General features: G+C 69.4%; 10 protein-coding genes and 1 tRNA gene. 4 read left to right on the top strand and 7 right to left on the bottom strand.

What is annotated here, in order from left to right; genetic code table 11:
* The first annotated feature begins 144 nt into the window (after positions 1-144).
* From gyrB to ABD830_RS41310, 4 genes are all read left to right on the top strand, one after another.
* Positions 145-2088 (top strand): DNA topoisomerase (ATP-hydrolyzing) subunit B, encoded by a 1944-nt coding sequence (gene gyrB, locus ABD830_RS41325; protein WP_378521112.1) that lies wholly within the window; start codon positions 145-147, stop codon positions 2086-2088.
* A gap of 12 nt (positions 2089-2100) precedes the next feature.
* Positions 2101-4599 carry a DNA gyrase subunit A gene (gene gyrA / locus ABD830_RS41320; protein ID WP_344999679.1) on the top strand — a complete coding sequence of 833 codons (2499 nt, stop codon included), beginning with the start codon at positions 2101-2103 and terminating at the stop codon, positions 4597-4599.
* Positions 4600-4602: 3 nt separating this feature from the next.
* Entirely contained in the window at positions 4603-5367 is a 765-nt protein-coding gene (locus ABD830_RS41315) for a DUF3566 domain-containing protein (protein WP_344999677.1), read from the top strand.
* Positions 5368-5495: 128 nt separating this feature from the next.
* Positions 5496-5569, top strand: a tRNA-Ile gene (locus tag ABD830_RS41310).
* On the opposite strand, the gene ABD830_RS41305 is transcribed toward ABD830_RS41310, so the two are convergent.
* From ABD830_RS41305 to ABD830_RS41275, 7 genes are read right to left on the bottom strand one after another with little or no spacing between them, the layout of a single operon-like run.
* Entirely contained in the window at positions 5551-5826 is a 276-nt protein-coding gene (locus ABD830_RS41305; RefSeq protein ID WP_345002233.1) for a hypothetical protein, read from the bottom strand. The two genes, ABD830_RS41310 and ABD830_RS41305, sit on opposite strands and share 19 nt — an antisense overlap.
* A gap of 57 nt (positions 5827-5883) precedes the next feature.
* Positions 5884-7353, bottom strand: coding sequence for a hydrogenase large subunit (locus ABD830_RS41300; RefSeq protein WP_344999675.1), 1470 nt, complete (start codon positions 7351-7353; stop codon positions 5884-5886).
* A gap of 14 nt (positions 7354-7367) precedes the next feature.
* Positions 7368-8840: a proton-conducting transporter transmembrane domain-containing protein gene (locus ABD830_RS41295; RefSeq protein ID WP_344999673.1), complete on the bottom strand. Its 1473-nt coding sequence runs from the start codon at positions 8838-8840 to the stop codon at positions 7368-7370.
* Positions 8840-9499 (bottom strand): hypothetical protein, encoded by a 660-nt coding sequence (locus ABD830_RS41290; protein WP_344999671.1) that lies wholly within the window; start codon positions 9497-9499, stop codon positions 8840-8842. Before ABD830_RS41290 ends, ABD830_RS41295 begins: the two co-directional genes overlap by 1 nt.
* A 14-nt stretch (positions 9500-9513) precedes the next feature.
* Entirely contained in the window at positions 9514-10455 is a 942-nt protein-coding gene (locus tag ABD830_RS41285) for a respiratory chain complex I subunit 1 family protein (RefSeq protein WP_344999669.1), read from the bottom strand.
* The gene (locus ABD830_RS41280) at positions 10455-12476 is read right to left on the bottom strand and encodes a proton-conducting transporter transmembrane domain-containing protein (protein WP_344999667.1); all 2022 of its coding nucleotides are present in this window, start codon (positions 12474-12476) and stop codon (positions 10455-10457) included. Before ABD830_RS41280 ends, ABD830_RS41285 begins: the two co-directional genes overlap by 1 nt.
* Entirely contained in the window at positions 12473-12955 is a 483-nt protein-coding gene (locus ABD830_RS41275) for an NADH-quinone oxidoreductase subunit B family protein (RefSeq protein WP_344999665.1), read from the bottom strand. Before ABD830_RS41275 ends, ABD830_RS41280 begins: the two co-directional genes overlap by 4 nt.
* Between the last annotated feature and the right edge of the window lie 123 nt (positions 12956-13078).

Here is a 13078-nt window from a genome sequence, read left to right as displayed (position 1 = left end):
CCGCTTGCGTGTCACCCCGGCAGCAAACCGACTCCCCTGGGTGACCGCGCATCGGGGCACTCACGACGGTGACGGGCACGGTAGGGGCAGCTTTGCATTTGATCGCCTCCCCCGCCGCGTGTCCGCGGCAGGAGGATTTTGCAGTTGTCCTACGACGCTAGCTCTATCACCGTACTCGAGGGGCTTGAGGCGGTTCGCAAGCGCCCGGGTATGTATATCGGCTCCACCGGTGAGCGCGGCCTGCACCACCTCGTCTACGAGATCGTGGACAACGCGGTCGACGAGGCTCTCGCCGGTTACGCCACCAGGATCGACATCACGCTCCTGGCCGACAACGGCGTACGCGTGATCGACGACGGCCGTGGCATCCCCACAGGCATCCACCCGGTGGAGAAGCGCTCCGCCGTCGAGGTCGTGCTGACCACGCTCCACGCGGGCGGCAAGTTCGACAGCCAGTCCTACGCGGTCTCCGGAGGCCTCCACGGCGTCGGCTCGGCCGTCGTCAACGCGCTGTCCACCGCCATGGACGTCGAGGTCAAGCAGAACGGCCACTACTGGCGCCAGCGCTACGAGCACTCCAAGCCCGTCGCGCCGCTGGCCAAGGGCGAGGGCACCGACGAGACCGGCACCACGATCACGTTCTGGCCCGACCCCGACGTCTTCGAGACCACCACGTGGAACTACGAGACGCTCTCGCGCCGCTTCCAGGAGATGGCCTTCCTCAACAAGGGCCTGACGATCACGCTGACCGACGAGCGGCCCGACCACGTCAACGGCGAGCCCCTAACGGTCGAATACCACTACGAGGGCGGCCTGGCCGACTTCGTCCAGCACCTCAACACCAAGAAGGAGCCGGCGCACGCGTCGATCATCTCCTTCGAGGAGGAGGGCGACGGCATCGCGGTCGAGATCGCCATGCAGTGGAACAACTCCTACTCGGAGTCGGTCTACACGTTCGCCAACACGATCAACACCGCGGAGGGCGGCACTCACGAGGAGGGCTTCCGCGCGGCGCTGACGACGATCGTCAACCGCTACGCGCGTGAGCAGAAGTTCCTCAAGGAGGGCAAGGACGACAACCTCAGCGGTGAGGACGTCCGCGAGGGGCTGACCGCGATCATCTCGGTCAAGCTGTCCGACCCGCAGTTCGAGGGCCAGACCAAGACCAAGCTGGGCAACACCGAGGCCAAGTCGTTCGTGCAGAAGGCCTGCAACGACCACCTGCGCGACTGGTTCGAGCGCAACCCCGGCGAGGCCAAGGACATCATCAACAAGTCGCTGCAGGCCTCGCGCGCCCGCATCGCCGCCCGCCAGGCCCGCGACCTGACCAGGCGCAAGTCGCTGCTCGAGTCGGGCAGCGGCCTGCCCGGCAAGCTGGCCGACTGCCAGTGGAACGACCCCGAGCGGTGCGAGCTGTTCATTGTCGAGGGCGACTCGGCCGGCGGCTCGGCCAAGGGCGGCCGCGACTCGCGCTTCCAGGCGATCCTGCCCATCCGCGGCAAGATCCTCAACGTCGAGAAGGCGCGGATCGACAAGGTCCTGAAGAACAACGAGGTCCAGGCGCTGATCACCGCCCTGGGCACCGGCGTACACGACGAGTTCGACATCGCCAAGCTGCGCTACCACAAGGTCATCCTGATGGCCGACGCCGACGTCGACGGCCAGCACATCAACACGCTGCTGCTGACGCTGCTGTTCAGGTTCATGAGGCCGCTGATCGAGGCCGGCCACGTCTACCTGTCGTGCCCGCCGCTCTACAAGATCAAGTGGGACCGCAAGGGCGAGGACGCCTCGTACGCCTACTCCGACAGCGAGCGTGACGCGGTCATCGCCGAGGGCATCGCCAACGGGAAGGCCGACCCCCGGCCGCGCGACAACGTGCAGCGCTTCAAGGGCCTCGGCGAGATGAACGCGAGCCAGCTCTGGGAGACCACGATGAACCCGGAGACCCGGCTGCTGCGACTGGTCACACTCGACGACGCGGCGCAGGCCGACGACCTGTTCAGTGTGCTCATGGGCGAGGACGTGGAAGCCAGACGCGAGTTCATCATCCGCAACGCCCGCGACGTGCGCTTCCTCGATGTTTAAGGACATTTACCTGTGACGGACGTGAACACCACTCCCCCGGCTGAACGCATCGAGCCGGTGGACATCCAGTCCGAGATGCAGCGCAGCTACATGGACTACGCGATGTCGGTCATCGTGTCCAGAGCGCTGCCGGACGTCCGCGACGGTCTCAAGCCGGTGCACCGGCGGGTGCTTTACGCGATGTACGACGGTGGCTACCGTCCCGACCGCGGCTACTTCAAGTGCGCCCGCGTCGTCGGTGACGTGATGGGCACCTACCATCCCCACGGCGACACCTCGATCTACGACGCGCTGGTACGCCTGGCGCAGCCGTGGTCGTTGCGGTATCCGCTGGTCGACGGGCAGGGCAACTTCGGCTCGCCCGGCAACGACCCGGCGGCGGCGATGCGGTACACCGAGTGCAAGCTCGCGCCCATCGCCATGGAGATGCTGCGCGACATCGACAAGGAGACCGTCGACTTCCGTCCCAACTACGACGGCAAGTCGCAGGAGCCCGACGTCCTGCCGGCGCGCTTCCCGCAGCTGCTGGTCAACGGCTCGGGCGGCATCGCGGTCGGCATGGCCACCAACATCCCGCCGCACAACCTGCGCGAGGTCGCGGCGGCGGTCAAGTGGGCGCTGGAGAATCCGGAGGCCGGCGACGAGGAGCTGCTCGAAGCGGCGATCAGGCTGGTCAAGGGCCCCGACTTCCCCACCAAGGCGCTGATCGTCGGCCGGCGGGGCATCGAGGACGCCTACCGCACCGGGCGCGGCTCGATCACCATGCGCGCCGTGGTCGAGGTCGAGGAGGACAAGGGGCGGCAGGCGCTCGTCGTCACGGAGCTGCCGTACCAGGTCAATCCCGACAACCTCGCCCTCAAGATCGCCGAGCTGGTGCGTGAGGGCAAGCTGGCCGGCATCGCCGACGTACGCGACGAGAGCTCCTCGCGAGTCGGGCAGCGCCTGGTGATCGTGCTCAAGCGCGACGCGGTCGCCAAGGTCGTGCTCAACAACCTGTACAAGCACACCCAGCTGCAGGACACGTTCGGCGCCAACATGCTGGCGCTGGTCGACGGCGTGCCGCGTACGCTCCGGCTCGACCAGTTCATCCGGCACTACGTGGCGCACCAGGTCGAGGTCATCGTCCGCAGGACCCGCTACCTCCTGCGCAAGGCCGAGGAGCGCGCCCACATCCTGCGTGCGCTGCTGAAGGCCCTGGAGCGGCTCGACGAGGTCATCGCCCTCATCCGGGCCTCCGAGTCCGCCTCGCACGCCCAGCAGGGCCTCATGGCGCTGCTGGAGATCGACGAGGTGCAGGCGCAGGCCATCCTCGACATGCAGCTGCGCAAGCTGGCCGCCCTGGAGCGGCAGTCCATCCAGGACGAGTACGACGCCCTGATGACGCAGATCGCCGAGTACAACGCGATCCTGGCCAGCGAGGCCCGGCAGCGCGAGATCATCGGCGAGGAGCTCGGCGAGATCGTCGGCCGCTACGGCGACGAGAGGAAGACCGAGATCATCGCCTACGACGGCGACATGTCGATCGAGGACCTCATCGCCGAGGACGAGATCGTCGTCACGATCACCCGGGGCGGCTACGCCAAGCGCACCCGTACCGACCTCTACCGGGCGCAGAAGCGCGGCGGCAAGGGCGTGCGGGGTGCCCAGCTCCGCCAGGACGACATCGTCGACCACTTCTTCGTCACCACGACCCACCACTGGCTGCTGTTCTTCACGAACAAGGGCCGGGTGTACCGGGTCAAGGCGTACGAGCTGCCCGACGCCGGGCGCGACGCGCGTGGCATGCATCTCGCGAACCTTCTGGCGATGCAGCCCGACGAAACAGTCATGGAGGTTCTCGACCTACGCGACTACGACGTCGCCCCCTACCTCGTCCTCGCCACCCGCAGCGGGCTGGTCAAGAAGACCCGCCTGTCCGAGTACGACTCCCCCAGGACCGGCGGTCTGATCGCGATCAACCTGCGGGAGGACGACGAAGTCATCGGAGCCCGCCTGGTCTCCGAGCACGACGACCTGCTGCTGGTCTCCAAGGGCGCCCAGTCGATCAGGTTCACCGCCTCTGACGAGGCGCTGCGGCCCATGGGCCGCGCGACCAGCGGTGTCATCGGCATGAGGTTCCTCGATGGTGACGAACTTCTCGCCATGAATCGGATGGCCGATGGTCAAGATGTGCTTATCGCCACGGAGGGTGGGTACGCAAAACGGACGCCAGTGGAGCAGTATCCAGTTCAAGGACGTGGCGGTAGGGGAGTGCTTACTGCGAAAATCGTGTCTTCCCGTGGCAAGCTGGTCGGAGCCGTCATGGTCAACCCAGAGGACGAGGTCTTCGCGATCACGTCCGCCGGTGGGGTGATCCGGACGAGTGCCGGCGAGATCAAGCAGTCCGGCCGCCAGACCATGGGAGTGCGATTGATGAATCTCGCTGAAGGCGACAGCGTGGTGGCCCTCGCCCGGAACGCGGAGTCGATGGAGACTTCTGTGGAAATTGAGGAAAACGGGGGAGGAGAGTAGTCCATGAGCGCCCAGGGTGGCCCCGCCAGGACAAAGGCGGCTTCGGGTAACGGACAGCAACCGAAGAAGCCCAACCAATCCGAGACATTCGGCGCGGTCGACGACAGCAAGGACACGAAGCCCGCGCAGCCTGCGCCGTCCTCGCAGCCTGCACAGCCCAGGCCGTCCGGTCCGTCCGGTCCGCCTGCGCCGCCCGCGTCGTCTGCGCCGGGCAAGCCGGGCCCGGCCAAGGAGGACGCGCGGTCGTCGGCTCCCACGCCTGCGCCCGCTCCCCCTGCGGAGGGTGGCAACGAGACGGTCCGCCTGCGCCCTTCGCTGGCCACGGAGGCACCGCCTGCGATCGAACTGCCCAACAAGAAGAAATCGTCCAGCAGCTCGGGGGCCCGGCTCCCCCGCAAGGCCCACCTGGTCCTGCGCCGCGTCGAGCCGTGGTCGGCCATGAAGTTCAGCTTCGTGGTGTCCCTGGTCTGCTTCGTGGTGCTGTTCGTGGCGGTGGCCGTCCTGTACGGCGTGCTGTCGGCCTTGGGGGTGTTCGACTCGCTGGTCGACCTGGTCAACCAGCTCGGCCAGGGCGAGCAGGGGCAGAACTCGATCCCCATCAACATCGCCTCGTGGTTCGAGCCTGTGCGGATTCTTGGCTACACGGCATTGATCGGGGCTGTGAACGTCGTACTGATCACGGCGCTTTCGACGTTGGGGGCGGTCATCTACAACATCGCCTCTGACCTGGTCGGAGGCGTCGAGGTCACCTTCAGCGAGGCCGAGTAGGCAAGGCTGCTCGCGCCGGGACCGATGACGGGAACGGCGCGAGCAGCACTCCGGACACGGTAAGCTTTTTCTCGTCCGAGCAACCGGTTCGCCTCCTTCCTGCGGATGCGATAACGTTCGGTGTGCGCGGGGCTATAGCTCAGTCGGTTAGAGCGCTTCCCTGATAAGGAAGAGGTCCCAGGTTCAAGTCCTGGTAGCCCCACCCGGTTTCACCAGTTCAGAGGCTAGATCCCGAGATCGCGGATCTGGCCTCTTGATCGTTTGACCGTCATTTGACCGCCGTGCCGAATCCCTGCGGCCTTCTGGTGCTCTTGCCGTTGCCTGCGGGACTCGAAGATCGGCACGTGGTGCCGTACGGTGTCGGTCTCCCGCCGCGGGGCAGTGGGTGTGGCGCAGGACGCCCCGACTGCCGGAGCCGAGCACTGTCGAGCCCAGGGCGCCGCGGCCGTGTGAGCCCACCACCAGCCGCGCGTCACGTCCACGGTGGTGACGTTGGCGTGCAGGCACATCTTGCTGTCAGAGGTCGTTGCCGGCGTAGGACAGGTTGAAGCTCTTGTTGACCAAGGGAAAGTCGGGGACGATCGCGCTGTCGAGTGCTACCGGAAGAGCAGGCCAGTTGAAGAAGGACGGATCGACGACCTTCACACGGGTGAGGGTCCCGTCGGGGGCCAGTTCGACGCGGTGGGCGATCGTGCCGCGCCAGCCTTCGACGAGTCCCACGCCCGAGGAAGATCCTTCGGCTTGAGGTGAATCCGCCGGTGCCGCAGGCGAGTCGGCCAGGTGAGTGATCAGAGCGATGGAAGTGGCGATCTCCTCCGCCCGGATCTGGAAGCGGGCCAGCACGTCGCCACTGGTGCGGCGGGCGGGGGTGAATTCGCCCAGGTCGGTGAAGGGGTGGTCGCGGCGGGCGTCGAGGTCCAGGCCGCTGGCGCGGGCCACGTAGCCCAGCGTGCCGAGGTCGCCGGCGGCGTCGCCGGACAGGACGGCGGTGCCGGTGAAGCGGTCGGCGACCACGGTGTGCCGCAGGGCGAGTTCGGCGAGCTCGGCCACGTCGGTGCCGATGGCGCGCAGCCGATCGGGGTCGGGGGATGCCTTCAGCTGGACGCCGCCGAGGCGGACGCCGCCGCGCAGCAGCCGGTGTCCGGTGACCTCAGCGTTGATCCGCAGGAGTTGTTCGCGGATGCGCCCGGTGTGCGCGTGCAGGATGCCGAAGGCCACATCGTTGCAGAGCGCGCCCAGGTCGGTGACGTGGTTGTAGAGGCGTTCCAGCTCCAGCAACATGGCTCGGTCCCGCTGTGCCTGGGCGCTGACCGGGGTCGCGGTGGCCTCTTCCACAGCCAGGCAGTAGGCGAGCGCGTGGCCGACGGAGGTGTCGCCGCTGACGCGCTCGGCCAGTTCCAGCCCGTCGGCGGGGTGGCGGCCCTCGAAGAGCTTTTCGATGCCCTTGTGCACGAACCAGAGCCTGGCCTTGAGCTTGATGATGGTCTCGCCGACCACGGAGAAGCGGAAATGCCCCGGTTCGATGAGGCCGGCGTGGACGGGCCCGACGGGGATCTCGTAGACGCCCTGGCCCTCGACGGTGACGAATGGGTAAGGACCCTCGGGGTCGCCGAAGGAGGGCGGTGGCCCGGCGTCGGTGCGCATCGGGTACCAGCCGCGCGGCCAGTGGTGGTGGCGCACCAGCCGCCGGGGGAGCGGGTGATCGAGCGGGGTGATCCCGTACAGATCGCGGATCTCCCGCTCGAACCGGCCTGCGGGGAAGGAGAGGTGGGCCAGGCTGGGTACGGCCGGCCGCTCGGAGGGGAGGCGGAGCCGCAGCTCGGTACGGCGATCCGGGCTGCCGGCGACGAACAGGTACGCCAGGCCGAACCCGTCGGCCCCTTGGCGTGCGGAGACCAGCGCCAGCCGGTGGCCGTCGGCCAGCAGCCGGGCGGCGTGCGTGGGCAACTCGGCGGGGCCGATGTCGGCGATGGTGCGCGTGCTCATGGCGTTGCTCCGGCTCATGGCGTTGCTCCGGCGATGGTGGCGGCGGCCTGCAGCAAGGAGTGCAGCGGCCCGAGAGTGATGCCCAGGGCGGCGCAGGCGGCCAGCCCTGCGAGCAGCGGGACGGCCACTCCGCGCGGCAGCGCGATGGCCTCGCCCGGCCCGCCGCCCAGCAGCATCTGCTGGCCCTGGCGGCCGACGGCGGCGACGATGACGAGCATCAGCACCAGGGCCGCCGCGATCGCCCAGCCCAGCCCGGCGGCGAAGCCCGCCCGCGCGATGCCCAGCTCGCTGGCGAACAGGCTGAACGGTGGGAGGCCGAGCAAGGCCAGCAGCCCCAGCGCGAACGGCCCGGCCAGCATCGGCGCTCTGGTCACAAGACCGTGTACCGCGTGGATCCGGCTGCTCCCGAGCGCCTGGTGCAGCTGTCCTGCGGACAGGAACAACACCGACTTGCCGAGCCCGTGCCCGAGGATGTGCAGCAGGACGGCGACCAGGGCGAGGGTGTTGCCGATCGCCGCGCCGAGGGCGACCAGGCCCATGTGCTCGATGCTGGAGTAGGCCAGCAGCCGTTTGTAATCGCGCTGCCCGAGCAGCAGGAACGCGGCCACAGCCAGAGAGGCCAGCGCCACGATGACGAGCAGCGTGCGGGTGAACCCGGCGCCGAGCGCCACATCGGCGATGACCTTGACGCGCAGGATGGCGTAGAACGCCACCGACAGCAGAACCCCTGACATCAGCGCCGACACCGGAGCCGGGGCCTGGCTGTGCGCGTCGGGCAGCCAGGCGTGCATCGGCGCCAGCCCGGCCTTGGTGCCGAACCCGAGCACGAGCAGCATGACCGCGATGCGCATCACGCCGGGGTCGAGCCGGTTCGCGTGCTCGGCGAGCTCCGCCCAGTCGAGGGAGGCCACGCCGACGTGGTCGCCGGCGTAATGAACCAGCACGATGCCCAGCAGCGCGAGCGCGATGCCGACCGAGCAGATGACCACATACTTCCACGCGGCCTCCGTGGCCTGGCGGGTGCGCCGGTGCCCGACCAGGAACGCCGTCAGGATGGTGGTCGCCTCGATGGCGACCCACAGCAGGCCCAGACTGGAGGCAAGGACGGCCAGCGCCATCGCGGCGATGAAGGACTGGGTCAGCACGCCGTAGCGGCGCATCGCGCGAGGCCCGGTGTGCCCGGCGGCGAGCTCGGCAGCGAGGTAAGCGGGGCTGGCCAGCATGGCCAGCAGCGCGACCGTGCCGATGACGATCAGCATGAAGGCGCTCAGCGCGTCGCTGTGCAGCAGTCCCGCGAGTGCTTCCCCCAACGCGTGGCCGCCGCCGTAGAGCTTCTCCGTCGTGGCAAGCGCGACGGCACAGGTCAGCAGCCCGGCCGCAGCGAGCGCGCCCAGCCAGGCGGTGATCCGGTTCCAGCCGAGCACGGCGTAGACGCAGGCGGCGGCCGCGGGCACGGCGACCGGAGCGATCAGCAGCAAGCTGGCCATCAGTCGTGCAACTCCCGCAGCTCGTCGAGGTCGGTGCCGCCGAAGGCGGCCCGCATCCGGGTGGTAAGTACCTGCAGCACCAGCACGGCCAGCAGGAGGTCGAGGGAGATCCCGAGCTCGACGACGAGCGGGACGCCGCTGGTGGTCAGGAATGCGGTGGCGGTGATGGCGTTGTCCATCAGCAGGAAGCCCACGAGCTGTGACAGCGCCCGCCGCCGGGTCACCAGGACGAAGAAACCGATCAGCAGCACGGTCAGCGCGATCGGCACGGCCTGCGTCGCCGGCGTGGGCGACAGCCGTACCAGCGGCTGGGAGACCGCGTACGCCAGCATCGCCAGCACCGCCGCCACCAGCAGCGAGGTCGCCACATTGACCAGGGGCTGCGTCTCGCGACCCGCGCCGCTCGCCACCAGCGCGCGGCGCATCAGGTACGGCAGCAGCCCCGCACGCAGGGCGCCCACCCCGAGACCGACCAGAATCAGCTCGAGGTCTGCCTGCCAGACGCCCAGGACGACGATCAGGGCGGTCAGGGCCACCCCTTCCAGGGCGAACAGCCACACGATCGCCGACAACTCGCGCCGCCACAGCACCAGCACACCCGTGAGCAGGAACGCCCCGCAGGCCAGGTCCAGCAGCTGGACGTACATCGCATCAGTCATGTTCACCCCCATGTTCAGGCCAGGAAGAAGGAAGCGCCCACAGCCAGCAACGCCAACAGGAACGACCCGGCCAGCAGCTCGGGAACGCGGAACAACCGGAGCTTGGCCATGAACACCTCACCAGCCGACAGCAGCACTCCCAGCAGCCCCACCTTCAGCACAAGAGTGATCACCGACAGCGGCAGCGCGAGCACTCCCGCGCCCGCGCCTGCGATACCGAGAGGGAAGAACAGGCTGCTCAGCAGGCCCAGCAGCACCGACAGCCGCATCGCCGACGCCCACTCGATCAGCGCCAGGTCCGGCCCGGCGTACTCCAGCACCATCGCCTCGTGGATCATCGTCAGCTCCAGATGCGTGGAGGGATTGTCCACCGGGATCCGGCCGGTCTCGGCGATCGTGACGATCGCCAGCGCGGCCGCGGCCAGCACGCTCACCGGGGAGATCACCGACAAGGGATCCTCCACCGTCGCCGTCACGATCGACCCCAGGCTCGTGGAGCCGACTCTGATCGACAGCGCGAAGGTCGACACCAGGATCGTCGGCTCCACCAGCGCAAGCACGGTCATCTCCCGGCTGGCGCCCATCCCGCCGAACGCCGTGCCGGTGTCCAGGGCGCCCAGCGCCAGCGCCACCGACCCCAGCGCCAGCAGCGCGGTCACCGCGAACAGGTCGGCGACCCCGTCCAGCGGCGAGGCCGTGGTCACCAACGGCACCACCGCAGCCACCACCAGCGCCGTGCCGGCCAGCAGCAGCGGCGCCGCGCGGAACACCCAGCCGGTGCCGCGCGGAGTGATCGCCTCCTTGCGCATCAGTTTGCGCAGGTCTCGCCACGGCTGCAGGACTCCGGCACCGGCACGTCCTTCCAGCCGGGCGCGAACCTGCCGCATCAACCCCAACAGCAGCGGCGAGCCGACCGCGACGGCAATCACCTGGAGCACGGCTCCGATCACGCCCATCACCACAGCACCACCAAGACGATCAGCATCGCGGTCAGCGCCCAGAACCCGTAGCCGAGATAGCGGTGCACGCTGCCGGAGGCCAGCCCGCGGGCGCCGCGTCCGACGGCCGACACGGCGGCAACCAGCGGAACGTAGAGCCGGCGCTCGATCCGGTCCGGCACCCGCGCGTGGAAGTGCACGCGTTCCACCAAGTAGGCCGACTCCTTCACCGGGGTGACGTCCACGTCGCTTTCGGGGGCCAGCACGTCGTCGAAGACCCGCTGCAACGGCTCGGCGAACGACGTCGCGGTGTACTCCATCCGGGCCGACATCGGTCCCGCGCCGCAATCCCAGAGCCGGGCGGCGCGCCGTGACCGCCGCGCCGCGGTCAGCCGTACCAGACCGAGGACGGCCACGACCGCGATCACCAGGGCAGCGGCGATCAGCAGCGGCGAGACCATCCCTGAGATCCCTGCCAGCCGCAGCGTCAACTCTCCGCTCACCACGTCCCGTGCCGGGAACACCACGCCCACCGCCCGGCCGAGCGCGGGCACGACCAGTGTGGGGGCCAGTGCCAGAGCCACGCAGCCCGCCACCGCGAGCGCCATCGCGCCCAGCATGGCAGGCGGGCTCTCACCGGCCCGCTCGGCCTCCGCGCTGCGCGGCCGAGCCAGAAACCCCACGCCGAACGCCTTGACGAAGGTGGCGACCGCCAGCCCTGCCGACAGCGCGATCACCGCGACGGCCAACGGCATCGTCACCGCACCCGCCACCCCGGAACCGGGCAACGCGTGGATCAGGCTCTGCAGCAGCAGCCACTCGCTGACGAAGGCGTTGCCGGGAGGCAGCGCCGAGGCGCACAACGCGCCGACCGCGAACACGACGGTGGTGTACGGCAGCCGCGTGCGCAGCCCGCCTAGGGCGTCCAGATCGCGGGTGCCCGTGGCGTGCAGCACCGAGCCCGCCGACAGGAACAACACCGTCTTGAACGCGGCGTGGTTGACCACGTGCAGCAGTGCCGCGGCCAGCGCCAACGCCGCCGGCACCGGCAGCTTGGACGCGGCGAAGAAGCCGGCCGCACCCACCCCGACCAGCACCAGGCCCAGGTTCTCCGTTGTGGAGTATCCCAGCAGCCGCTTCAGATCCGAGGCCACTACCGCCTGCAAGATCCCGAACAGCGCCGACGCCGCGCCCGCCGCCAGCACCAGCAGCCACCACCAGGCCGGGCCGCCGTGCAGCAGATCCAGCCCGACCCGGACGACGCCGTAGGCGCCCATGTTCACCATCGCCGCGCTCATCAGGGCCGACACATGACTCGGAGCCTCCGGATGCGCCCGCGGCAGCCACACGTGCAGCGGCACGATGCCCGCCTTGGAGGCGAACCCGGCGAACGTCGCCAGGAACACAACGGTCTTGGAAGCCGGCGACAGCGCGGCGGCGCGCAGCTGGTCGAAGCTCTCCCCACCGGCTCCGGCGGCGAACACGACCAACCCGGTCAAAATCGTCACCAGGCCGAGGTGGGTCATGACCGCGTACCACAGCCCGGCCCGGCCCACCGCCGCCCGCCGCCGGTGCTCGGCCAGCACCAGCAGCAGCGACGACACGGCCATCAGCTCCCAGGCGAGCAGGAACGTGCTCACACTGGCCGCGGCGGGCACCACCAGCATGGCCGTCACGAACAGCGGCAGCACGGACTGGAACACGCGCCCGTCCAGGCCGTGGTCGCAGTAGCCGATCCCGTAGATCGCGGCGCATACCGCCACCACCCCGGTGACCGCGATGAACACCCCGCCCAGGGGGTCGACCGTCAGCCGTACCCCGGCCAGCGGCAGCAGCTCCGGCAGCCAGGCCGACCAGCTCTGACCGGCCCCGCCGGCCACCACCGCCCCCACACCCGACGCCGCCGCCAACCCGCCCGCGCCTGCCGTGCACCAGCCCGCCAGATGCAGCCGCGCCCGTGGCGGAGCCAGCAAGGCGGTCACAGCGGCGATGGCGCAGCCGGACAGCGCCGCCACATATAGCGCGCCGACCAGGTTCATCGGCCGGTCAGCCCGCGCAACGCCGCCACGATCGCCTCAGGCTCCGGCGGGCACCCCGGCACCTCCACGTCCACCGGTACCACGTCGCTCACCGCCCCGGCCACCCCATAGGCTCCGGCGAACGCCCCGCAGTTGCGCGCGCAGTCACCCAGCGCGATCACCAACCGAGGCTCGGGAACCGCGTCATGGGTACGGCGCAGAGCCACCTCCATGTTGCGGGTCACGGGCCCGGTCACCAGCAGGGCATCCGCATGCCGCGGCGAAGCCACCAGCCGCGCACCGTATCGCTCGGCGTCATACACCGGGCCGAACGCCGAGGCGATCTCCACCTCGCACCCGTTGCACGACCCTGCGTCCACATGCCTGATCTGCACCGATCCGGCAAGCTCCGCAGCCTTCGCCGACGGCTCACCCGCTTCGCGCTCTGGCGCGGGCTCAGCCACCCGCCCCGTCTTCGCGATCTTCCGCCACAACCCCATCGTTGCCCCTCCCGCGACTCACCAGCCTCGACCCAGACGACCAGCAGCAGATCACCCGGGTCGAGGCTGATGCGGTAGCTGCCGCACCCCGGCCGGCAGCCGTCGAACCACGCCCTCGGGCTC

The sequence above is a fragment of the Nonomuraea helvata genome (genome assembly GCF_039535785.1).
Classification (GTDB): Bacteria; Actinomycetota; Actinomycetes; order Streptosporangiales; family Streptosporangiaceae; genus Nonomuraea; species Nonomuraea helvata.
Note: the sequence above shows the minus strand (reverse complement) of the source record. Positions and strands in the feature narration are given on the sequence as shown.